At 67.9% G+C, this 22,230-nt stretch carries 24 protein-coding genes and 1 tRNA gene; 22 read left to right on the top strand and 3 right to left on the bottom strand.

The genetic code is table 11. The features are described 5' to 3' along the window. Positions 1-5 precede the first annotated feature (5 nt). Positions 6-572 carry a DUF6630 family protein gene (locus E5S66_RS02470; protein ID WP_246037108.1) on the bottom strand — a complete coding sequence of 189 codons (567 nt, stop codon included), beginning with the start codon at positions 570-572 and terminating at the stop codon, positions 6-8. Between the two features lie 80 nt (positions 573-652). On the opposite strand from E5S66_RS02470, the gene E5S66_RS02475 reads away from it, so the two are divergent. Further along, positions 653-1,213 carry a YaeQ family protein gene (locus E5S66_RS02475; RefSeq protein ID WP_138347194.1) on the top strand — a complete coding sequence of 187 codons (561 nt, stop codon included), beginning with the start codon at positions 653-655 and terminating at the stop codon, positions 1,211-1,213. Between the two features lie 32 nt (positions 1,214-1,245). On the opposite strand, the gene coq7 is transcribed toward E5S66_RS02475, so the two are convergent. Further along, positions 1,246-1,890 (bottom strand): 2-polyprenyl-3-methyl-6-methoxy-1,4-benzoquinone monooxygenase, encoded by a 645-nt coding sequence (gene coq7, locus E5S66_RS02480; protein ID WP_138347196.1) that lies wholly within the window; start codon positions 1,888-1,890, stop codon positions 1,246-1,248. Positions 1,891-2,068: 178 nt separating this feature from the next. Here coq7 and rplM point away from each other — a divergent pair, with 178 nt between their 5' ends. The 6 genes from rplM to maiA all read left to right on the top strand — a co-directional run bounded on the left by rplM (position 2,069) and on the right by maiA (position 5,843). Further along, positions 2,069-2,497 carry a 50S ribosomal protein L13 gene (gene rplM, locus E5S66_RS02485; protein WP_028839110.1) on the top strand — a complete coding sequence of 143 codons (429 nt, stop codon included), beginning with the start codon at positions 2,069-2,071 and terminating at the stop codon, positions 2,495-2,497. Positions 2,498-2,509: 12 nt separating this feature from the next. Continuing rightward, a complete protein-coding gene (gene rpsI, locus E5S66_RS02490; protein ID WP_028839111.1) occupies positions 2,510-2,902 on the top strand; it encodes a 30S ribosomal protein S9 in 393 nt (130 codons plus the stop codon). Between the two features lie 78 nt (positions 2,903-2,980). Further along, positions 2,981-3,055: transfer RNA gene (locus tag E5S66_RS02495), tRNA-Gln, on the top strand. Between the two features lie 102 nt (positions 3,056-3,157). Further along, complete coding sequence (locus tag E5S66_RS02500; RefSeq protein WP_138347198.1) at positions 3,158-3,907, top strand: 2OG-Fe dioxygenase family protein; 750 nt, start codon at positions 3,158-3,160, stop codon at positions 3,905-3,907. 205 nt (positions 3,908-4,112) lie between these two features. Further along, the gene (locus E5S66_RS02505) at positions 4,113-5,102 is read left to right on the top strand and encodes a fumarylacetoacetate hydrolase family protein (protein ID WP_138347200.1); all 990 of its coding nucleotides are present in this window, start codon (positions 4,113-4,115) and stop codon (positions 5,100-5,102) included. Between the two features lie 75 nt (positions 5,103-5,177). Beyond that, a complete protein-coding gene (gene maiA, locus E5S66_RS02510) occupies positions 5,178-5,843 on the top strand; it encodes a maleylacetoacetate isomerase (protein WP_138347202.1) in 666 nt (221 codons plus the stop codon). Positions 5,844-5,871: 28 nt separating this feature from the next. Here the strand turns inward: maiA and E5S66_RS02515 are convergent, their stop codons facing one another. Further along, positions 5,872-6,978: a PilT/PilU family type 4a pilus ATPase gene (locus tag E5S66_RS02515; RefSeq protein ID WP_138347204.1), complete on the bottom strand. Its 1,107-nt coding sequence runs from the start codon at positions 6,976-6,978 to the stop codon at positions 5,872-5,874. 90 nt (positions 6,979-7,068) lie between these two features. Here E5S66_RS02515 and E5S66_RS02520 point away from each other — a divergent pair, with 90 nt between their 5' ends. The 15 genes from E5S66_RS02520 to E5S66_RS02590 all read left to right on the top strand — a co-directional run bounded on the left by E5S66_RS02520 (position 7,069) and on the right by E5S66_RS02590 (position 22,098). After that, positions 7,069-8,331, top strand: coding sequence for an OmpA family protein (locus E5S66_RS02520; protein ID WP_171033446.1), 1,263 nt, complete (start codon positions 7,069-7,071; stop codon positions 8,329-8,331). A 442-nt stretch (positions 8,332-8,773) separates the two neighbouring features. Beyond that, positions 8,774-8,989, top strand: a complete 216-nt coding sequence (locus E5S66_RS02525; RefSeq protein WP_028839116.1) for an HP1242/YdcH family protein — start codon at positions 8,774-8,776, stop codon at positions 8,987-8,989. Between the two features lie 194 nt (positions 8,990-9,183). Beyond that, the gene (locus E5S66_RS02530; RefSeq protein ID WP_246037109.1) at positions 9,184-9,771 is read left to right on the top strand and encodes a CBS domain-containing protein; all 588 of its coding nucleotides are present in this window, start codon (positions 9,184-9,186) and stop codon (positions 9,769-9,771) included. Between the two features lie 47 nt (positions 9,772-9,818). After that, positions 9,819-11,540: a GspE/PulE family protein gene (locus E5S66_RS02535; protein ID WP_212745309.1), complete on the top strand. Its 1,722-nt coding sequence runs from the start codon at positions 9,819-9,821 to the stop codon at positions 11,538-11,540. Beyond that, a complete protein-coding gene (locus E5S66_RS02540) occupies positions 11,533-12,741 on the top strand; it encodes a type II secretion system F family protein (RefSeq protein WP_038053158.1) in 1,209 nt (402 codons plus the stop codon). The genes E5S66_RS02535 and E5S66_RS02540 overlap by 8 nt, the downstream gene beginning before the upstream one ends. 22 nt (positions 12,742-12,763) lie before the next feature. Further along, positions 12,764-13,204, top strand: a complete 441-nt coding sequence (gspG, locus tag E5S66_RS02545) for a type II secretion system major pseudopilin GspG (protein WP_038053160.1) — start codon at positions 12,764-12,766, stop codon at positions 13,202-13,204. After that, the gene (locus E5S66_RS02550) at positions 13,167-13,589 is read left to right on the top strand and encodes a type II secretion system protein (RefSeq protein ID WP_281278260.1); all 423 of its coding nucleotides are present in this window, start codon (positions 13,167-13,169) and stop codon (positions 13,587-13,589) included. Before gspG ends, E5S66_RS02550 begins: the two co-directional genes overlap by 38 nt. After that, entirely contained in the window at positions 13,579-13,998 is a 420-nt protein-coding gene (locus E5S66_RS02555) for a prepilin-type N-terminal cleavage/methylation domain-containing protein (protein ID WP_038053162.1), read from the top strand. The genes E5S66_RS02550 and E5S66_RS02555 overlap by 11 nt, the downstream gene beginning before the upstream one ends. Then, positions 13,995-14,645: a PulJ/GspJ family protein gene (locus E5S66_RS02560; RefSeq protein ID WP_028839121.1), complete on the top strand. Its 651-nt coding sequence runs from the start codon at positions 13,995-13,997 to the stop codon at positions 14,643-14,645. The genes E5S66_RS02555 and E5S66_RS02560 overlap by 4 nt, the downstream gene beginning before the upstream one ends. Next, on the top strand, positions 14,632-15,675 hold the full coding sequence (locus E5S66_RS02565) for a type II secretion system protein GspK (RefSeq protein ID WP_138347215.1): 1,044 nt from the start codon (positions 14,632-14,634) through the stop codon (positions 15,673-15,675). Before E5S66_RS02560 ends, E5S66_RS02565 begins: the two co-directional genes overlap by 14 nt. Then, positions 15,626-16,681: a hypothetical protein gene (locus E5S66_RS02570; RefSeq protein ID WP_138347217.1), complete on the top strand. Its 1,056-nt coding sequence runs from the start codon at positions 15,626-15,628 to the stop codon at positions 16,679-16,681. The genes E5S66_RS02565 and E5S66_RS02570 overlap by 50 nt, the downstream gene beginning before the upstream one ends. Beyond that, the gene (locus E5S66_RS02575; protein WP_138347219.1) at positions 16,678-17,286 is read left to right on the top strand and encodes a hypothetical protein; all 609 of its coding nucleotides are present in this window, start codon (positions 16,678-16,680) and stop codon (positions 17,284-17,286) included. Before E5S66_RS02570 ends, E5S66_RS02575 begins: the two co-directional genes overlap by 4 nt. A gap of 11 nt (positions 17,287-17,297) precedes the next feature. After that, entirely contained in the window at positions 17,298-17,813 is a 516-nt protein-coding gene (locus E5S66_RS02580; RefSeq protein ID WP_171033448.1) for a hypothetical protein, read from the top strand. Continuing rightward, complete coding sequence (locus E5S66_RS02585; protein ID WP_138347222.1) at positions 17,813-20,176, top strand: secretin N-terminal domain-containing protein; 2,364 nt, start codon at positions 17,813-17,815, stop codon at positions 20,174-20,176. The genes E5S66_RS02580 and E5S66_RS02585 overlap by 1 nt, the downstream gene beginning before the upstream one ends. A 452-nt stretch (positions 20,177-20,628) precedes the next feature. Further along, a complete protein-coding gene (locus tag E5S66_RS02590) occupies positions 20,629-22,098 on the top strand; it encodes a hypothetical protein (RefSeq protein ID WP_138347223.1) in 1,470 nt (489 codons plus the stop codon). Positions 22,099-22,230: the final 132 nt, after the last annotated feature.

Genomic DNA, 22,230 nt, shown 5'->3' on the forward strand with positions numbered 1-22,230 from the left:
CGGGCTCAGCCGATGCCGGGCCTCGCCGACATGCCGAGGGCACTGGCAACCAGCTGCATCGTTTCCTCGTCGCGCTCGTGGGTGATCCAGCCCGCCAGGGTCGCTTCGCCGGTTTCGACCGTCCACAGGCTGTAGTGGCGTTCGCGCAGCTGGGTAAAGGCGGCCTGTAGCAGCACGCTGGTATCCGGCGGCTCCGTGGCGTCGTCGTCAACGCCCCAGTCGATGCGCAACCGCCAGCGCGCCACCAGTTCGTCCAACGCCTCCATCAGGCCCTGTGCATCGTCTTCCTGCACATGGAAGCCCGCCTGCCAGTCGATCACCTCGCGCAGCAGCGCGCCCGGGTCGGCGCCGTCGCCCGCATCGTCCAGGGCCTGCCTGAGGGCCGCGAACTGCTGCAGGGCTGCGCCCTCGTCGTCCGGGTTGACCAGCAGCAGGAATTGCCAGGCCACCGTTTCCAGCGCGTCGTCCTCATCCACGTCGGCCAGGGCGTGGAAGGCATGGCCGAAGTTGTCGTCGGGATCGTATTCGTGGCTGACCATCGCGCCTTCCTGTGTGCGTCCGGTGCGCAGCATACGTCGCGCCGGCAGGCCCGCGGCGGGGTGCCCGTAGAATGGCGCCCTTCCACACCGGCCGAGTGGCCCGAGGACGTGCCATGGCCGCCAATGCCATCATCTACAAGGTCGAGTTGCAGGTCACCGACCTTGATCGCCATTACTACGCCAGCCATGCATTGACGCTGGCCCAGCACCCGTCGGAAACCGAAACCCGCCTGCTGGTGCGGCTGCTGGCGTTCGCGCTGCATGCCGACGAGCGCCTGGAGTTCGGTCGCGGGCTCAGTGACGAGGACGAGCCGGCACTGTGGCGGCGCGACTACACCGGCGACATCCTGCAATGGATCGAGCTCGGGCAGCCGGACGAGAGCCGCCTGCGCAAGGCCAGCGGGCGCGCGGCACAGGTGGTCGTGGTTGGCTATGGCGGGCAGGCGGCCGACGCCTGGTGGAAACGCAATGCGCCGGCGCTGGCCCGGCTGCGCAACCTGACCGTGATGGAGCTGGATGATGCGGCGGTCGCGGCGGCGACCACGTTCCTCGAGCGCGGGATGCGGGTGACCGCGATGATCCAGGACGGCGAGCTGCAGCTGATGGATGCCGAGCGCAGCATATCGATGCGTCCGCGCATGCGGATGGTGGACGGGGTCGTCCTGGCGGATTGAGGCGGCAGGGTGCGTGCCTGCGCGATGGCGGCTCAGAGCCGGTAGGCCACCGTCTTCATCACCGTCGACATCGCCGCCATCAGGGTCGGAATCGGCGACGGCAGGATGCGCGCGCCGGCCGCCAGCGCGTTGTCGGCATGGCGGGCCTCGTCGTCCTTCATCACCGACAGGATCGCGCGACTGCGCGCGTCGGCTTCCGGCAGGGTCTGCAGGTGTTCGGCAAGATGCGCTTCCACCTGGCGCTCGGTTTCGACCACGAAGCCCAGGTTCCAGCCGTCGCCGCGCAGCCCGGCCGCCGCACCGATCGCCCAGCTGCCGGCATACCAGAGCGGATTGAGCAGGCTGGGCCGGCTGTCCAGTTCGCGCAGGCGGTCGGCGCACCAGGCCAGGTGGTCGGTTTCCTCCTGCGCCGCTTCCAGCAGGTGGGCGCGGGTGGCGGGATCGCGCGCCACCGCGGCCTGGCCGATGTACAGCGCCTGCGCGCAGACCTCGCCGGTATGGTTGATCCGCATCAGGCCGGCGGAATGGCGGCTCTGACCGGCATCCAGCGGTGCGTCCGGCGTGCTGGCGCCGGGGTTGCGGCGCTCCGCCCGCGGCTCGCCCAGTACGGTGGTCAGGGCGTTCTGGGCCGAATCCAGCAGCCGATCCAGCGGGCCAAGGTGGCGTAGCGTGTCCATCCGCGCATTCTAGGCCGGGTGGGTTCGGACCGGTGGCGACTTGCCTGTGGCCGGGCCGGCGTGTATGATTCCGCTTCTTTCGCGCCCGGGCATGCCCCGCCAGCACGGAAAACAACGCGAGGCGCCGTTCCGCGATCCGGAACCAGCCCGACCAGGTACCCCTGAAAAAGAGTTCCCCATGAAGACTTTCATCGCCAAGAACGAGACCGTCCAGCGCGACTGGTACGTCGTCGACGCCGAGGGCAAGACCCTGGGCCGTCTGGCCGCAGCACTGGCCTATCGCCTGCGCGGCAAGCACAAGCCCGTTTTCACCCCGCACGTCGACACCGGCGATTACCTCGTCGTGATCAACGCCGACAAGATCGTGGTGACCGGCAACAAGCTGCGCGACAAGATGTACCACCGCTTCACCGGTTACATCGGCAACCTGAAGACGGAATCGCTGGGCCAGGCGCTGGAGCGCCACCCGGAGCGCGTCATCGAAACCGCGGTCAAGGGCATGCTGCCGAAGGGTCCGCTGGGCCGCGCCATGTACCGCAAGCTCAAGGTCTACGCCGGCGCCGAGCATCCGCACGCCGCCCAGCAGCCGCAGCCGCTCGAACTCTAAGGCACGATCATCATGGCTATCACCCAGAATTACGGCACCGGCCGCCGCAAGTCCTCCACCGCCCGCGTGTTCCTGCGCAAGGGCAGCGGCAACATCACCGTCAACGACCGTCCGCTGGACGAGTTCTTCGGCCGCGAGACCGCGCGCATGATCGTGCGCCAGCCGCTCGAGCTGACCAAGAACACCGAGAGCTTCGACATCCTGGTCACCACCACCGGCGGCGGCACCACCGGCCAGGCCGGTGCGATCCGCCTCGGCATCGCCCGCGCGCTGGTCGAGTACGACGAAACCCTGAAGACCGAGCTGCGCAAGGCCGGCTTCATGACCCGCGACGCCCGCGAGGTCGAGCGCAAGAAGGTCGGTCTGCACAAGGCCCGTCGCGCCACCCAGTTCTCCAAGCGCTGATCGTGGCGTGCATGGCGCCGGTTCGCCGGCGCCACGGCGGGTTCCACTTCACGCCGAACGCGGTACAATTTGCTCCATAGCCCCGTCGCCAAGCGGTAAGGCACCTGACTCTGACTCAGGCATTCGGTGGTTCGAATCCATCCGGGGCTGCCACATTCGAAGTCGCGATACCAGCAGAACCCGCCCGCAAGGCGGGTTTTGTTTTGTCCGTGGAAGCGCGATGCGACAATCGCGCCTCCCTTCCGGAACGCCGCCATGCCGTCTGTCTCCCACTTCGCCCCGCCGGCCATCCCGCTGTCGTCGCTGGACGCTGCCCTGGGCGAGCGTGGCCATGTGGTGCTGGGTGCGGCCGACGTGGCGACGTTGGCCGGCGTCGCGCCGGAGGCGCTGCAGGCGCTGGTGCCAAGCTGGGACGACCTGCGTCGCGATGAATACCTGAAGGACGGCGGCCGCTATCGCCGCCGCCGCCATGCCTGTTTCGTGGTGGAAGGCGAGACGCTGCGGCAGGTGCCGCACCGCATGCACTGGCAGCCGGTGGAATACAACGCGCTGCACGGCGGCATGGAGCGCTGGTTCGAACCGGTCGATCCGGCCACGATCGCACAGCCGGCATGGCCGGCGCTGGTGCTGGCGCTGGCCCGCGCCTGTTCGCGCCAGCGGCCGGGGGTGGCGCGCTGGCACGTGGAGGCGCACCAGTTCCGCATCGACACCAGCGATGGCCTCGGCCGGCCCACGCCCGAGGGCGCGCATCGCGACGGCGTGGATTTCGTGGCGGTGCTGCTGGTGGCGAGGCAGTCGATCAAGGGCGGCGAAACCCGCGTGTTCGCCGCGCACGGCCCGGATGGCCAGCGCTTCACCCTCGACCAGCCGTGGTCGCTGTTGCTGATGGACGATGCCCGCGTCATCCACGAATCCACCCCGATCCAGCCGCTCGATGCCGACGGCGGCCACCGAGACACGCTGGTGCTGACGTTCCGGGCCGGCGGTTTTCTCGGGGAGACCTGATTGATCGGATCCGCAGCGCCAGGGAATCTGGAAGGCGTTGCGGTGGGAATGGGCCGGACTCTCGGCAACACGGATGTTGCCGAGAAACCTCCATGGATGGATTCAAGGCGTGTCCGGCGCATTCTCACGGTGGCGCCCTGTCCTGAGTCCGCTTTCCGTTGCCACGGTTACAATTGCAACTAACAACACAAAGTATGGAGTCACCATGAAGCTGGGTTCTCTCAAGGAAGGCGGGCGCGACGGCACCCTGATCGTGGTGTCGCGCGACCTTGCGCGCGCCGTGCGTGCCTCCGCGATCACGCCGACGCTGCAGCTGGCGCTGGAGGACTGGGAGAACGCCGCGCCGCGCCTGAACGCGCTGTACGAGGACCTCAATGCCGGCAACGCCGCCGGTGCGTTCGATCTCGACGTGCACGCGCTGGCCGCGCCGCTGCCGCGCGCCTACGAGTTCGTCGATGGCAGCGCCTATCTGCCGCACGTCGAGCGGGTGCGCCGCGCCCGCGGCGCGCAGGTGCCGGAGAGCTTCTACGTCGATCCGTTGATGTACCAGGCGGTCAGCGCCGGCTTCCTCGGTCCGCGCGATCCGGTCAGGGTGGTCAGCGAGGATTACGGCATCGACCTCGAGGCCGAAGTGGTGATCGTCACCGACGACGTGCCGATGGCGGTCACGCCGGAACAGGCCGCCGGCCACATCCAGCTGGTCGGGATCATCAACGACGTCTCGCTGCGCAACCTGATCCCGCCGGAGCTGGCCAAGGGTTTCGGCTTCGTGCAGTCCAAACCTCGCAGCGCGCTGGGGCCGGTGTTCGTGACTCCGGACGAACTGGGCGAGGCCTGGCAGGGCAGCAAGCTGCACCTGCCGATGCTCACCCATGTCAACGGCGAGTGGTTCGGCGCGCCTGAAGCCGGTGTCGACATGCAGTTCGATTTCGCCCAGCTGGTGGCGCACGCGGCCAAGACCCGCCCGCTGTCGGCCGGCACCATCGTCGGTTCGGGCACGGTAGCCAACGAGGACACCGCGCTGGGCGCGTCCTGTTTCGCCGAGCGTCGCACCGTGGAAACCCTGCGCGACGGCAAGCCCAGCACCCCGTTCATGTCGTTCGGCGACAGCGTCCGCATCGAGGTGCTGGATCGCGAGGGCGGCAGCATCTTCGGTGCCATCGAGCAGCGCATCGAACGCCAGCCGTTGCCCTGAGCCGCGCGGGCGGACGGCCGAAGTGGCGGCACCAGCGGTCTTGCACCGGGACGCCGCCGCGCTAAGGTGGCGGGCATGAGCGAACCGCTGCAGCTGTATTCCTACTGGCGTTCCAGCGCCGCGTACCGCGTGCGCATCGGCCTGAACCTGAAGGGCCTGCCCTACGAGATCGTGCCGGTGCATCTGGTGCAGGACGGCGGCCAGCAGCATTCCGAGGGCTACCGGGCGATCAACCCGCAGGAACTTGTGCCCACCCTCGGCCACGGCCAGCGCCGGCTGGGGCAGTCGTTGGCGATCCTGGAATACCTCGATGAAGTCTGGCCGGACCGGCCGCTGCTGCCGGCCACCGCACGGGCGCGCCAGCGCGTGCGTGCGCTGGCGCTGCTGGTGGCCTGCGACGTGCACCCGCTCAACAACCTGCGCGTGCTGCAGTATTTCGAGCGCGAATGGAACGTGCCGCAGCCCGAGCGTGATGCCTGGGTGAAGCACTGGATCACCGACGGTTTCGCCGCCGCCGAGGCGCTGTTGGCGGAGCATCCGTCAACCGGCGATTTCTGCGAGGGCGAAACGGCGACGCTGGCGGACTGCTGCCTGATCCCGCAGATCTACAACGCGCGCCGTTTCGGCGTGGACATGGCGGCCTATCCCACGCTCGCCCGGATCGAGGCTTCCTGCCTGGCGCTGCCGGCGTTCGACGCGGCGCGACCGGAGAACCAGCCGGACGCACCCGCCGCAAGATAGCGGCGGGGCGGGCGGCGCGCCGCCCGGCTCAGTGCGCCGCGAACACGTCCGCGTAAGGGTCGTGCTCGCCGCTGGCGCCTTCCGACAGGCGGAACTTGAGGGCCAGGCCGTCGCGGGAATCGGCCGCCTTCAGCGCCTCCTCCAGTTCGATCCGGCCTTCCTTGTGCAGGCGGAACAGGCACTGGTCGAAGCTCTGCATGCCGTCCTGCAGCGACTCTTCCATCGCCGTCTTGATCTCGTGGACCTGGCCGCGGCGCAGCAGGTCGCGGATCATCGGGGTGTTGATCAGCACCTCGGTGGCCGGCATGCGGCGACCGTCGGTGCCCAGCACCAGGCGCTGGCTGATCACCGCCTTGAGGTTCAACGCCAGGTTCATCAGCACGTTCTTGTGCGCGCCCTCGGGGAAGAAGTTGAGGATGCGCTCGATGGTCTGGTCGGCGTTGTTGGAGTGCAACGTGGCCAGGCAGATATGGCCGGTTTCGGCGAAGGCGATCGCCGCTTCCATCGTCTGCGCGTCGCGGATTTCGCCGATCAGGATCACGTCCGGCGCCTCGCGCATCGCGTTCTTCAGCGCGGCCTGGAAGCTGTGCGTGTCGAGCCCGACCTCGCGCTGGTTGACCACCGAGAGCTTGTGCCGGTGCAGGTACTCGATCGGGTCCTCGATGGTGAGGATGTGGCCGGTGCTGGTGCTGTTGCGATGGTCGATCATCGACGCCAGCGTGGTGGACTTGCCGGACCCTGTGGAACCGACGATCAGCACCAGCCCGCGCGGGGCCATGATGATGTCCTTCAGCACGGTCGGCAGCTGCAGCTCTTCGATGCTGGGGATGATGCTGCGGATGGTGCGGATCACCATGCCCACTTCGCCGCGCTGCTGGAACACGTTGACGCGGAAGCGGCCGCTGCCGGGCACCGAGATCGCCATGTTGAGCTCTTTTTCGCGCTCGAACTCGACGATCTGGGCAGCGTCCATCAGCCCGTAGGCGATGTCGCGGCATTCGCCGGCTGTGAGCGGCGTATCGCTCATCGGCTGGACCATGCCTTCGATCTTGATGTTCACCGGCGCGCCGGTGGACAGGAACATGTCCGAGGCGTCCTTCTCCGCCATCAGTTTGAAATAATGGCTGATATCCATGAGGCTCCCTTGCTGCGCGCCCGCCGGGTTTGCATCGCCGGCGATGGCTTCCCACAATGGTCGCGACGTAACGACGAGCCGCGACCTCCCATGCGCCAAAGCTTCGCACACTTCCGCATCGCGCTGTATGCCCCGATCCTCGCCGGCGCCCTGTTGGTCAGCGGCTGCGCCAGCCTGCCGCCGCCGACGGCCGAGCTGGACGCAGCAGGCCAAGCGGTGCTGCGCGCGGAGTCGGCTGATGCCGACCAGTACGCCAGCGATGCGCTGGCGGCCGCACGCGCCAGCCTGCAGCGCGCGCAGGAGGCGATGGCGCGCGGTCGCGACGATGAAGCGCGCGCGGCGGCGCTGTCGGCTGCGGCCGAAGCCGACCAGGCGCGGGTGCGCAGCAACGCCGCGCGCACCCGTGCGGAATTGCTGCAGAAGCGCGCCGAGATCGCCGAACTGCGTGCGCGCCTGCAGATCGACGCAGCACCGCCCGCCGGTGATCCGCTGGACCTGCCAGTGACCGCCGGCAGTGCCGAGCAGCGCGCGCAGGCGCTGGATGCCGACCCGCGGCTGGCGCCGTTCGCCCAATACGAACGGCTGCAGGCGCGGCAGGCGCTGGCAGCGCTGGCCACGGTAGCGCGGCGCGACCTGCCCGCCGCGCTGGCGCAGGCGGAGCGGCGCGTGGCCGTCGCCGAACAGGCGGCGCGCATCGAAGCCGCGCGGCGCGAAATCGAGCGGCTGGAACGTGAGCGCAGCGACCTGCTGATCGAAGCCAGCCGCCGCGATGCGGAAACCGCGCGCGCCGAGGCCGAACGCATGCGCCTGCAAGCCCAGCTGCAGGCGGAGGAAGCGGCGCGCCTGCGCGCCCAGGCCGAACAGGTCGAGGCGGTGCTGGACGGTGCCCAGGCCGCGCAGCAGGACAAGCTGGGCGCCGCCCGCGAAAAGGAGGCGGCGCTGGCCCGCAAGGAAGCCGAACTTGTGGCCGGTGCCAAGCTCCCGCCGCTGCGGCGCGACGCGCGCGGCGAAGTGTTCACCCTGGCTGGCGATGCCTTCGCGTCCGGGCAGGCCAAGCTGACCAGTGCCGCGGCCGCCAGCGTCAAGGCCCTCGGGATCTATCTGGCGGCGCTGCCGGGCGGCGCGGTGCAGGTGATCGGGCATACCGACAGCCAGGGCGACGCCGCCGCCAACCGAGCGCTGTCCGAGCAGCGCGCGCAGCAGGTGCGCGCCAGCCTGGTGGCGGCCGGACTGGCGCGTGATCGGGTCAGCTCGCAGGGCCGCGGCGCCGCCGAACCGGTGGCCGATAACGGCAGCGCGGCGGGACGGGCGAAGAATCGCCGCGTCGACATCATCGTTGCCATAAAACCCTGAAAAATCATGGGCTTGTCGGGCGGGGCCGTCGCCGGATCAGCAGCCATCGGCGGCACTTGCCAAGCCCCTGCGGCAGGCGTAGGGTCGGATACCCGGACGGCTTGAAATTCATCAAAGCCGTCTGGCCGGAGACCGGCCTATGCACCACCCGATCGACAACCCGGAGATCGCCGCCGCAAGCCAGGATCGCGGCGGAGGCGGGTGGATGGTGGATGCCCGCTCCGTTCCGCTCGATTCAGTGATTCCGCAACGCCCCGTGCCTGCCGGCCGGGGCGTTTCCGTTTCCAGCACCTTCATTTCCGTCGGCATGGCGCAGGCCATGCCCGCCCGTTCCGTAACCGGCCACGCGCCGGCTGCGTCCAACCCGGTGGCGCAAGCCGCCGTTCCCCCCGCGCCGCTTGGCCATCGTGCCGGGCGGCGCATTGCCGATCAGGAGGCTTTCATGTTCGAAGCGCAACCGCAGGCTGAGATCGAAGCGATGATGAAGGCGAACAGCGAGTTCAGGCAGCTGTATTTCCGCCACCGGGAACTCGACAAGCAGGTGCTCGATGCCGAGCTCGGCGTGCTGCCGATCGACGACACCACGCTGGGCCAGATGAAGCGCGAGAAGCTGGCCGCCAAGCAGCGCCTGCTGCAGATGTACGAGCGCGCCAACTGAGGGCACGCGAACGACCCAACAGCGGGCGTTCGTGACGTGGGATGGCGGCGGTCGTGATCCGCTGCCGCCGTCCCGCCGCAGGCCACCGCAATGGCCGACGCGCCAATGGCCGCAGCCCGCTCGCGGCGCGGCGTGCCGGGCTCAACCCGTCGCCCCGGATGCTACCCTTTGCGCGTAGCTTTCCGGGCGCAGCAATGAACGAAGCAGATTCCCACTGGACCGCGCAGCGCAAGACCGCGCTGGTGCTGGACCTCCTGCAGGGCGAGACCACCATGGCGATGGCCGCGGCGCAGTTCCAGCTGACGCCGGAACGCATCCAGGGCTGGCTCGATGCCGGCAGGCAAGGCATCACCCAGGCGATGCAGGCCGAAACGGAGCCCGCCGGCCCTGCGCGCGGCGACCTGCGCGACCTCATCCCACGCCCGTTCGCCGACCATGGCACCGTCACCGTTACCCCGGAGGAACTGCTGAACACCGCCTGGCAGCGGATGCGCGCGCACGACGTCAGCCAGCTGCCGGTGATGGAGGGCGAACGAATCGTCGGCATGCTGGATGAATCCGACGTGCTGCTGCACGTCTACGGCGACGAAGCCCGCTTCACCGAGCCGGTGTCGGCGGCCATGGTCAGCCGGCTCGACAAGGTCGACGTGCACGCACCGGTGGAAGCGCTGCTGCCGGTGTTCGACCGCGGCCACGTCGCCATCGTGATGGACGCCGGCAACTTCCTCGGCCTGATCACCCGTATCGACCTGCTGAACCACCTGCGGCGGCGGGTGGGGTGAAGCGATCTGTCGTCACGGATTCCCCGTTGCATACCCAGGCTCCTCCGATGCAGACCATCACCCCGTCCGGCTCCCGGCCAATGCCCAGCGCTCGTCTTCTGGGAGAACTGCTGGTTGAATCCGGCGCGGTTTCGGCAGCGGACGTGCAGAAGGCACTGGCCTTCCAGGAGCAGTTCGGCGGCCGCATCGGCAGCATCCTCGTGAGGCTCGGCGCGTTGTCGGAGGAATCGCTGTTGCCGGTACTGGCCGGACAGCTGGCGATGCCCGTTCTGGGCGCCGACGAATGGCCGGAACAGCCGGCCGCGATCCGGGACCTGCTGGCGGACAGCGGGTTCAGCCTGGATTGGTGGACCGACAACGGCGTGGCAGCTTGGCGCGCCGGTTCAGGCGTGGTGGTGGCCGTTGCGAGGGATCCACTGGACCCCCTCGCCAACGAGGCGCTGGGCAAGAGCCTTGGGGGTGTGGATTGGCAGTGGCGACTGGTTCGCAGCCAGGACCTGGATCGCCTGCTGGACATGGCGGGGCGCAGTCGGGCTGCGGGCGACGGCGATCTGGATGACGATGTCAGTCACCTGCGGGAACTTGCCGAAGAGGCGCCGGTCATTGAACTGGTCAACAACATCCTCGCGCAGGCCATGGATCAGCGCGCGTCCGACATCCACATCGAGCCGGAAGAGCAGGTGTTCCACGTCCGCATGCGGACCGACGGCATTCTGCACACCCGGATGACCTTGCCAGCAAGCCGCTATCCGGCAGTAGCCTCGCGGGTGAAGCTGATATCCGGCATGGACATCGCAGAACGTCGCCTGCCGCAGGACGGTCGTCTCAGTGCGAGGGTCAGCGGACAGGAAATCGACGTGCGCGCCTCGGCCGTGCCTGCGGTCCACGGCGAATCCATCGTGCTGCGCCTGCTACCCAAGGAGCGCCAGGACCTGAGCCTGGCGCGCCTGGGTTTTTCCGGGCGCGACCTGCAGATGTTCCGCGCCTGGGCGCGTGAGCCGCATGGCATCGTGCTGGTGACGGGGCCTACCGGTTCCGGCAAGTCGACCACCCTGTACGCGACGCTGGAAGAGATGAACCAGCGCGACCGCAAGATGATCACGGTGGAGGATCCGGTCGAATACGAGGTCGATGGCGTCACCCAGATCCAGGCCAATGCGGAGATCGGATATACCTTCGCGCGGGCACTGCGTGCAATCCTCCGGCAGGATCCGGACGTCATCATGATCGGTGAGATCCGCGACCTGGAGACTGCGGAGATCGCGGTGCAATCGGCGCTGACCGGACATCTGGTGCTGTCGACGCTGCATACCAACGATGCGGTCAGCGCATTCACCCGTCTCATCGACATGGGCGTGGAGCCGTTCCTGGTGGCGACCAGCGTGCGCGCAGTGCAGGCCCAGCGACTGGTGCGCCGGTTGTGCCCGCAATGCAGCCGCCCGAATGCGGATGTCCTGCCTGCGATCCGGCGGCTGGTGGAGCCGCTGGCGGAAGCCGGCGTCGCGCCGGACTGGCGATCGGCCGCGGGCTGCCCGCACTGCCAGGGCACCGGCTATCGGGGGCGCTTGGGTATCTACGAGCTGGTGGACGTCACGCCGGAAATGCAGGAGCTCATCATCGCCTCGGCCACCGCGGAGAAGATGCGGGCGCTCGCCACCCAGCAGGGCGGCAGGACGCTGCGCGAGGATGGTCTGCTCAAGGCAATGGCGGGGCTCACTACCGTCGAAGAGGTGGTGCGGGTGAGCGGCGGGGCCGGTGTCGATGGTTGAGCGCACGCTGTTCAGTTACGAGGCAGTGGACCGCTCGGGCGCTAAGACCACGGGATCGTTGGAGGCCGCGTCCGAAGGTGAGGCTGCGCGCCAGCTCGCCCAGCAGGGTTTGACGCCCTATGCCCTCAAGCGTGTCGGGCAAGGGTGGCGCGCACCGCGGCGCCGGCGCGCATCGGCGCGCGAACTGCAGCTGGTGCTGCAGGAGTTCACGACGCTGCTGGAATCCGGCGTGGGATTGGTGACCGCGTTGTCCTCGCTGGCCAAGTCCAGCCATCACCCCAGCCTGACCGGGGCGTTCGCGGAGATGGAGCGCTCGGTGAGGCGGGGCGAGAGCTTCAGCGCTGCGTTGCGGGAATCGAAACTGCCGGTCCCGGAGTACGTGCACCAGCTGGCGCATGCGGGCGAAGCGACGGGGCGTCTTGCCGAGTCGATCCGCGGTGGCGTGGACCAGTACGAATACGACCAGCGCGTCCGCCAGGAAATGACCGGCGCGATGATCTACCCGATAGTGCTCGTCTCCTCGGGCATCGCCGCGGTCGGCATCATCTTCCTTTGGGTGGTTCCGCGCTTCGGCGGGTTGCTGACGCAGCACAAGGACACCATGCCGGCGATTTCCCGCTGGACCATCGCAAGCGGCGTCTGGCTCAGCAATCACGTGTGGCTGGTGTTGCTCGCGTTGGCGGCGGCAGCGGTGGGCCTGCGCGCGCTGTGGAAGGCGCCGGGGGTCGTTGATGCCCTGGTCGAACGCGCGGCGCGGCTGCCGGTGGTGGGGGATTGGCTGGTGGAGGCCGAAGTGGGGCGTTGGGCCAGCACGCTGTCGGCGCTGCTGACCGGTCGCGTCGAACTGATCCGGGCACTGAACCTGTCGGCGACGTCGGTGCGCATGAAGTTCCTGCGTGCCCGCCTGCTGGCGGTGGCGAAGTCGGTCAAGACCGGCTCCACGCTGTCGGCGGCACTGCGTGAACACCGCTCGCTCAATCCCACCGGTTACGATCTGGTGGCGGTAGGCGAGGCCAGCGGAGAGCTGCCCAAGCTGCTTGACGCGCTGGCGCGCCTGTACGAGACCACCGGGCGGGACCGCATGAAGCGGGCGTTACAATTGATCGAGCCGTTGGCCATCATCATCATCGGCGTGGTGGTCGGCACCATCATGACCGCCATCATCCTGGCCATTACCAGCGTCAACGATGTTCCCCTTTGAGTCCCCGAAACACGGAGTCCCCATGCGAGTGCCTCGCTTCGCCGCCGGCTTCACCCTGCTGGAAATGCTGGTGGTCCTGGTGATCATCGGCCTGATCGCAAGCCTGGTCGGCCCGCGCCTGTTCAGTCGCGTGGACAGCTCCAAAGTGCAGGTCGCGGACACCCAGACGCGCTTGCTGCGTGGGGCCGTGGAAACGTTCCGGCTCGAGGTCGGCCGCATCCCCACCGCGGATGAGGGCTTGGGCGTGTTGAACACGGCGCCCGCCGATGAGCGGGCCAAGGCGCGCTGGCGCGGTCCCTATCTGGATGAACCGGTGCCCGAGGATCCGTGGGGTCGACCGTACAAGTATTCCATCCCCGGCCGCGATGGACTGCCGTTCGCGATCTACTCCCTCGGCGCGGATGGCCAGCCGGGAGGCGAGGGCAATGACGCCGACGTCGGCTTCCTGCCACCCAAGGGGTGAGCCCCGGGCGGCGGTCGGCTTCTCCCTGTTGGAGATGCTGGTCGTGCTGGCGTTGATTTCGGTGATGACCGCGTTGGCGGCGCCACGCCTGGCCAGCACGGTCAGGGCGATCGGGACCAGTGGTGATCGTGCCGAGGTCCAGCGCCAGATCGAGGATCTCCCGCTGCGCGCCCGCCTGCAGTCGGGAGAGATCCGCTTGGGCGCCGAGGCCGCGCTGTCCCCGCTGCTGGAACTGCCACAGGGCTGGGCTGTCTCCACCCTGACGCCGCTGCTGGTCCGCGACAACGGCGTATGTGATGCAGCGCGCCTGCGCGTGCGCAGCCCCGATGCTGAAGAGGAATGGGTCGTGGCAATGCCCGATTGCCAGGTGCGCAATGCGCAGTAGCCGCGCTTCGGGGTTTTCGCTGCTGGAAGCCATCGTCGCGCTGGCGATCCTTGCGGCGGCGGGGATGGCGCTGTTCGCAGCCATGAGCCAGTCGGTGCGGATGGTGGAACGCGCCGAGGCGGCGCGCGAGCGCGAATCCGCACAGCGCAACGCACTGGCGTGGCTGCAGACCATCAATCCCGCGCAGGAACCCGACGGCCAGGTGCAGTTGGGCGACGTGCTGCTGCGCTGGCACGCGGAGCCGTTGGAAGCGCCGCGTGATGCAATGACCGGATACCTGCAGGCCGGCCTGTTCCAGGTCGGCCTGTATCGCGTGCGCCTGGCGCTGGAGCGCGATCAGCGCCCCTTGGCCGAACTGGAAGTCAGGCGGGTCGGCTACAAGCAGGTCAGAAAGCCGGAGGTGTTGTGAGCCTGCGGAACGCCAGGGTGCAGGGGGGGTTCACCCTGCTGGAGGCGATCGTGACGCTGGTCATCGTGTCCATGCTAGTCACGGTGCTGATGAGCGCATTGTCGCAATCCCTTTCGTTGCGGACCCGGATGCTGCGAATGCAGGGCGAGTCCCGCCAGATGCTGCTGCAGGAGGCTTGGTTCCGCGACAGCCTTGCCGGTGCGCAGCCCCCGACGCAACGCCTGGAGGCGGACGCGTTCTCCGGGGGCATCGAGGAGGTGTCGTTCGTCAGCGCTGCGCCGCTGATGGCTAGCGGCAGCGCGCGGATAGCCTGGCGCCTGGTCCGTGATGCCGACGGCGATGCCGCACTGCATTACCTGGACCCGGTCGCCGGTGATCTCGTCGTGGTTCCCGGGCCCCTGCGTGAGGCCGGCTTCGCCTACATGGCCGAAGGCGACGGCGCGCAATGGGAGACCGCATGGCAGAGCACCGCCCCGGAAAACGCGAGCCGCCTGGCCGAGAAGGGCCGCGGAGTACTGCCGCGGCTGGTGAAGTTCCAGGCGACCACGGAGGCCGGACGACACCTGCAATGGCTCGTCTACCTGCCGGCGAACCTGCGTGCCTCCGACCGCATCAACATCGAGGAGGGTGGCGATGCGGGGATCTGAACGGTCTCAGCGGGGCTTTGTTCTGGCGGTGACGCTGTGGCTCCTGGCGGGCATAGGCGTCGCGGTGGGACTGATGATGCTGTGGGCGCGCTCCCAGGTGGAGCATGCGCGTCTCGACAGCGAGCGGCTGCAGGATGACATCGCCGCACTGGAAACGCGCGACACCCTCCTGTACATCGCCGCCACCCGTGAGTTCACCCTCGCGGGGCTGCCGGTGGAGCCGCTTGCAGCGGACGCGTTGGCCATGCGCAAGCTCGACGAGATGGGCGGGGTGAGGCGCGACCCCGTTGGCGGCGAACTGCGTCTCGACGGTACCCGCTATCGCGGTCGCGGTGCGTCTTTCTTTGCGATCCAGGACGAGGCGGGTTTGCTTTCACTGCGTCGCCCCACCGCCGAAAGACTGGATCGATTCCTGCGGATGGAGGGTGTGGGGAAGGACAGGATCCCGCGCCTGCGGGACACGCTGCTGGACTACATCGATGGCGATGACCTCAATCACCTGCAGGGCGCCGAACGCAACGACTACGAGCGTGAGCGCCGGCCGCCGCCGCCCAACAGGGGTCTATTGCTGCCTTCCGAGCTCGGCAGCGTCATGGATTGGGACCGGCTTCCCCCGGCGCAGTTGGGCCGCATCATCGAGCACTCATCCGCGTTCTATGTCGGTGCTGTCAACCTCAACACCACGCCCCCCGAACTGCTGCCGCTGTGGATCCCCAACTGCCCGGAAGCCTGCGAGCTGATTCTCAAGCGGCGGCAGGAACGTCCCTTGCGCAACGGCTACGAAGCGGAAGCGCTGACGCTCGGGAAACTGCCCGGCGACAGTGCCATCGACTACCGCAGCGTGGCCGAGGGCATCCTGCGGATCGACATCTGGGGGCGTACAGGAAGGGGCCAGCGTTATCATGTTAGATTGACTCCATTAGCCGACCAACGCGGGCCTTGGACCATTTTGGCCGCCTATCCCGTCCAACGCCCCGCCGATGACCGCGATGCAGAAACGACCCAGAGCCCTCTTCTCGCCGGGCCGTAGCCTGCCGGGCGAAACACCGGGCCTGCGTCAGGCCAAGGGCCTGTTTGGCGCGCAGGAATGGGTGATTCCGCGCCGCGACTGCCAGTACCGCAAGCAGGATTTTCGCGCCCTTCCGCCGCGCAAGCGGTCCATGGCAGCGCGTCTGGCGGCGGCCCGCTTCCTGCCGTCCGCCGATGCCCGCACCCATCTGGCCTGGCAAGAGGGCATTGCCCATTACTGGATCTGGACGCCTCCCCAGGACAGTCCGTCGGTGTACCGGCGATGGCTGCCGGAATCGTTGCTGTATTCGCCGCCCACCCAGGATGGGGTAAGGCTTCTGTCCTTGTGCGAGGGTGTGGAAGGGCAGTACTGGAGCAACGGTGTGTTGGCAGCCAGCCAATGGTGGGCGCGGCGGCCGTCGGAGGCCGAGTGGCTGACCTTCCTCCGGGCAGCGGGCGCCACCACCGGGGCTGCTGACGTGCCGGAGCCCTTCGCACTGGCGTGGCTAGATCGCCCCTGGGCCCACGCTGGCGGCGGCCTGTCCATGGATGCGGATACCGCCGAACGGGTCGCGTGGATTGCCTCGACCGGTCTGCTGCTGGCGGTGGCTGGGTGGCAGTTGGCCAGCCTGATGCGCTGGGATGCCGAAGCCGCGAAAGAAGCCGTCAGGCTTGAAGCGGCGCGCTCCCGGGCAGCGCCGTTGCAGGCGGCACGCGAGCGTGCCGAGGCGGCGGCGGCGCAGATCGCGGAGTTGCGCGAGCTGGAGCCGGACCACACCGATTTCGACTGGATGGCGCGCATCGGCGCGAAGTTGCCGAATGGCGCGTTGTTGGGGGGATGGTCGCGCGAACCCGGGAAGCTGCGCGTACTGGTTCGTGGCGGTGATGCCGATCCGCGCCGCTACATCGAGGCCTTCGTGCAGACCCCCCCGTTCGATGACCTGACCGCGACCTCTTCCGGCAACGGGGACATCCTGCTGGAGTTCACCCTGCCGCAGCCTCGTGTCACCGAGGGCGGCGAAGAATGAGCGCGCCCATGCTGGAAAACGCAGCCATGCAATGGCGCGAAAATCGGCGGCTGCGCATGGCCGTGCTGGTCGCGATGGTGGCCTTGGCCCTGCACTTGCTGGACGGGCTGGATCGCCACCGCGAGTCCGCGATGCGGCAGCATGCCGCCGACATCGGCCTGCGACAGCGCCTGGAGCGCGTGGCAGGGCAGCCGGAATGGGTCGAGCGCGCCAAGCAGGCCGAGGCCGAGCTGGACGGCATGCGGCGTGAGATGCGGGTTACCGCCAATGCCGGTCAGGCGCAGGCCGAAATCGAGGCTTGGCTCACCGAGTTCGCGGCCGCGCAGAAACTTTCCGGGCCCGTGGTCAAGGTGCAGGACGTGCTGGAGGTGCCTGGTCATCCGGAACTGGTGCAGGTCCTGGCCAGGCTGGATGGCACGCTGCCGGCCTTTGCCCAGCATTCGTTGGTGCAGGCGTTGGAGCGCGGCCTGCCCTGGATGCAGGTCGAGCGCCTGGATATCGGCGAGCAGAGCGAACCCAAGATAAGTCTGGTGATGCGCGCCTACTACCGGCGTGCTGGACAGGGCGTGGTCGCCGGGACGGTGGTTTCGGAGGCCGCACCATGAGCGCTCTGTCGATGTGGCGCCTGCTGTTGGGCGCACTGCTGGCGCTGGCTCTTGGTGCAATGGCGAACTTCGCCTTCGTCGACGTGCCGGGTCAGCCGGTGGCCCCGCGGGCGACTGCAGAGGACTGGACGTTGCCGCCGCCGCCACGTCCGGCGCCTGCCACGATCGAAGCCGCTTGGGAGAAGAATCCGCCTTGGCCGCCGCCGCCGCCCCCGCAGGAAGTTGCAGCCAGCGCGGCTGCGGCACCGGAGGTTCCGGCCCCTGTCCCGGTGGGTGTGGCCCGCAGCCGGCACGGCGCCCGCGCGGTATTCAGCGTGGCGGGCGCGGGCACGGTGCTGCTGCGTGCGGGCGATCCGCTGCCGGGTGGCGGGCGTGTGTTGCGGGTGTCCGGGCTGAGCGTCGAGTGGCGCGACGCCAAGGGTGAGCGCCAGCAGCGCGAAATGTTCAACAGCTACCAGATTCAGGAAGAAGCGGCGCCCGCGCCTGCGCCCGCGTCGAAGCCGCCCACCAGGAAGGGGCGGCGCTGATGCGTTGTCAGCAAGCTGCCCCCGCCCGAGCAACCGGAACACGCATGATGGATCGGACACACCTTCAACCTGTGGCGCGTCGATGGCTGAGCCGCGTGCGCGTCATTGCGCTCGCGACGGTGGTCGGCGTGCTGGCCGCCTGTGCCGCGCGCCCGCCCGAGTTGCCGCGCCCGCTGCGCGCGCCGAAAGCGGACGCTCCGACGGGGGAAGTCCTGGGTGATGCCGCTTCAGGGCGCACCCATCCGCAGATCGAACGTGGCCCCGAGCCGGTGCGGCGCGAACAGGCTGCGCAGCAGCCGGAGCGCGCGCAGAGCCGCATCCCGCCGATGCGGCGCACCGAGCCGGTGGCGATCGCGCTAGACGGCGTGCCGCTGGAAAGCTTCATCAATATCGTCTTCGGGATGGAGCTGGGCCTGCCGGTGCAGATCGACCAGTCCCTACGCGGCCGTCCGGAATTGCTCAGCCTGAGCCTGGCCAAGTCGATGCCGCCGGAACAGGCGTTCCGGGTGGCCGAGGAAGTCCTCCGCAGCTACAACGTGCGGATCGACGAGCTGGGCGGCGTGCTGCGCTTCATGCCGGTGGATCAACGCACCAGCGACATCAGTCCCCTGCTGCAGACTCGCTCACTCCCTGACGTTCCCGCCGGCCAGCGCACCGTGTTCGTGTCCATGCCTCTGCAGTACCGGCGGCCGGCGTCCGTAATCCCACAGGTGAAGGACTTGTTCAACGGCAAGTCCGTCAACTTCAATCCGCTGATCGAATCCAACGCCGTGCTGATCAGCGGGCCCGGCACCGATGTTCGCGCGGCGATGCAAGCCGTGGACGCGCTGGACCAGGCGGTGCTGCGCGACAAATACTCGCTCCGCATCAATCCCCTCTACCTTCCGGCCGACCTGCTGGCAAAAGAGCTGCGCGACGTCCTGACGGGACAGGGCATTGCCGTGCAGAGCGGCGTCGGGGAACCCGGGGCACTGACCTTCGTACCTGTCAATTCCGCCAATGCCCTGATCGTGTTCGCCAACAGCCAGCAGGCCCTGGATACGGTGGCCGAATGGGTGGCGCGCCTAGACCAGCCCAGTGATGCGGCCGGCAGCGGCGGCATGTACGTGTATGCCGCGCGGCACACCACGGTGGACACGATGTTGCCGGTATTGCAGGCCTTGGCAGGCGGTGTTGGCGGCAACGCCGGCAATACGGCCGTGACTGCGACCGCAAACACCGGAGGTAGTCCAGCAGCGATCGGCAATGCCGCGCGCGGAACGCGCCAGGGTAATGCAGTGACCGCGGTTTCCGGCTTCGGCGGGCAGCTGGCCGCCGATACGGTGCGCAACATGATCGTGTTCCAGGGCGATGCCCAGAGCTGGCGTGCATTGCAGGGCGTGCTGGCGCGGTTGGACCAACCGGCGCGGCAGGTGCTGATTGAGGTCACAGTCGCCGAAGTGACGCTCACCGACGAGTTGACTCACGGCGTCGAATGGGCGCTGCGCAACATCAGCGTGGAAGGCATGTCCGGGCCGCTGACGGCGCTGGCGGGTGACGCCACCGCCGGCGGCCTGCGTTGGGCAGCCCTGTCTTCGTCCGGCCAGGTGCGCGCCACGCTCAACATGTTCGCCAAGGACAGCCGCGTCACCATCCTGTCCACGCCGCGCATCCTGGTGAAGAGTGGCGAGGCGGCCAGCATCGATGTCGGTACCGAGGTGCCGATCATCACCAGCCAGGCCACGGCGCCAGACCTGCCCAACAACGGCAACCAGAGTTCGATCCTGCAGTCCGTGCAATACCGCAAGACCGGCACCCTATTGGACATTGAGGCGGTGGTGCATTCCGGCCAGCGGGTCGACCTGAAAGTGTCGCAGGAGGTCAGCGAGGCGGTCAAGACCGATACCAGCGAGATCTCCTCGCCCAGCATCCTCAGCCGCAGCCTGCGCACCGTGTTGAGCCTGGCCGATGGCCAGAGCACCCTGCTGGGGGGGCTGATCTCCAGCAGCCGCGCCGACGGCAAGTCTAAGGTCCCGCTGTTGGGAGACATCCCCCTGCTTGGGCGCGCCTTCCAGAACCGGACCAAGTCCAGCGTGCGGACCGAGTTGCTGCTGCTGATCACGCCGTACGTGCTGGAGGATTCGACCCAGGTCGAAGAAGTTACCCGAGCGGTGCGCGAGCGGTTTGGCCGCGTTGAGCGCAGTTGGCCGGGCCGCCCAGATGGCGCTCCGGCGCCGCTGCAACCGCGCGAGCCGCTTCCCGTGCCGCCTGCCAAGCTGAGCCCCGATCCGCAGCCATCCACGGAAGCGCCCATCAATCCGCCTGTCGAGGCGCAGTCGCCTGCAGCGGAAAGCCAGCAGCCGGGCGCGACCAGGCCGGCCTGAGCGCCTGCTCTTGGGCGATCTACGGGTGGGGCTGCAGCCTGTCGCCGGGCGGCCGTTTCCTGTGGCAGCGGGCTCATGCCTCATGGGGCCGGCGACAATCCGGCAAGCGCCCGGTTTCATTGTGTATGGGCGGCAAGTGATGTGTGAAAAAGGCGCGGTCGATGAGCCGGGGGGAACGTTCGTGGATGGATTCGCAAACCCGGTGGCACAAGGGCATTCCAGCGGTTGACACTTTCTTAATCCCGCCTATATGCTGCCGGCACATCTGGGATGCTGCGCTGGCTTTGGTATCTGTATGCGCAGATGAACCGGACTCAGGGGGAATGGGGTTGCGGGGTTCGGGCCTTTGTTCTTCTCCGGTTCTGTATCGGCGCCGATACGCGCATGCGGGCGGCGAGTGGTGCCCATGGTGTGACCAAGATTTACAAACCTAAGCTTAGGAGCCAACAAGAATGAAGTTCTTCAACAAGAAAGTCCTGGCGTTCGCCGTTGTCGGCGCACTCGCGTCCGGCAGCGCGCTGGCCGGTGCCCAGATCAACACCGCCAACACCGTGTACGCGAAGGAAATCGCGATGCCGGCCACGTTGACCGTCAACGTGAACTGGAATCTGGGTTACAACTTCAACGACAGCGAGCTCCGCTACGCCTGCGTGAAGCTGACCGGCGCGACCCCGGTGGCCAGCACCGTCACCCCGACCGTCGATGAGTACAACAGCGCTAACGTCGCTGGCGCCTCCCCGGCCACCGACATGACCGTGGGCGCCGTGAACGTGAACGGCAACGTGGCGTTCTTCACCCTGACCTCGGGCATCCTGAGCGGCAAGGCGGACCCGACCACCAGCAACTACAAGATCAACCTGAACGCCCTGCAGTTCAACGTTCCGAACCAGAACACCACCGTCACCGCCACCGTCGGCCTGTACGACAACCCGGCCGCGGCTGGTTCGTGCGATCCGGCCAGCTCGCAGCTGATCCCGGGCTCGGGTGACACCAAGCAGATCATCTCGTTCAAGCCGAGCTATGCGTTCACCATCGACCCGAACAAGGCCACCGCCTCGGTCGACAACATGCCGACCTCGTTCGCCGGCTTCAAGAATCCGGTTGCCGGCGTCAGCGGTGGTCCCGACGACGCCCGTCTGGCCTATGCCGAGCTGGTGCAGATCAACCCGACCAACCGCAAGGCTGACGGCACTCTGATTACTCTGGCTGACATCTTCCCGACCACCGCCGCTCTGGCCGTGGAAGGCGACTTCAGCGATTGGGCGACCGACGCCCAGTTCGATGGCGTGTCGGGCACCGTGGCTGCCACCGAAGATTCGGCTGAGTGGACCGTCGATCCGACCGCTCTGGGCGCCGATTTCTTCGTTTACGCCGACTCAACCTCGGAGAACGAAATCCCGGCGGGCTCCTACACCGCCAGCCTGACCGTGACCCCGAACGCGGGCTACGACCTGGGCGCCGGTGACGAAGAAGAAGTCGTGCTGGTTCCGTCGGTCGACGAAAGCCTGAATGCCACCGACAACTCCGTTGATGACAACAGCGCCATCGCTGGCCAGATCGTCCAGGACGGCGTGCGCCTGCAGGCCCCGCTGACCCAGGTGCCGTCGGGCTGGATCAGCCGCATGGTCATCACCAACACCGGTAACAAGGACCGCACGTTCTTCCTGACCGTGTACGGCGAAAATGGCAACACCATCACCCAGGGCAACCTGACCGGTTACACCGTGAAGGCGAAGAGCACCAAGGTGATCGACGACCTGAACACCGTGCTGCAGGGCTTCACCGGTGCGCCGCGTGCCGCCATCGTGGCCACCGTTGCCGGCCCGGAGAAGGAAATCAAGGGTCTGTACCAGATCGTCAACACCACCAGCATGTCGCTCAGCAACTACGTGATGGTGAACCAGGACACCGGCAGCCACTAATCGGCCTCCGCTCCTGTGCAATACCGGGAGGGCCCGCTTCGGCGGGCCTTTCCTTTTTTGTGGCCGTGCTTCCGCGATGGTGGTCCGCGGTCAGGCGTCGGACGAAGCGCCGTGGGTCCGTTGAGCGGCGTC

Source organism: Thermomonas fusca, from assembly GCF_005862345.1.
GTDB classification, from domain to species: Bacteria; Pseudomonadota; Gammaproteobacteria; order Xanthomonadales; family Xanthomonadaceae; genus Thermomonas; species Thermomonas fusca.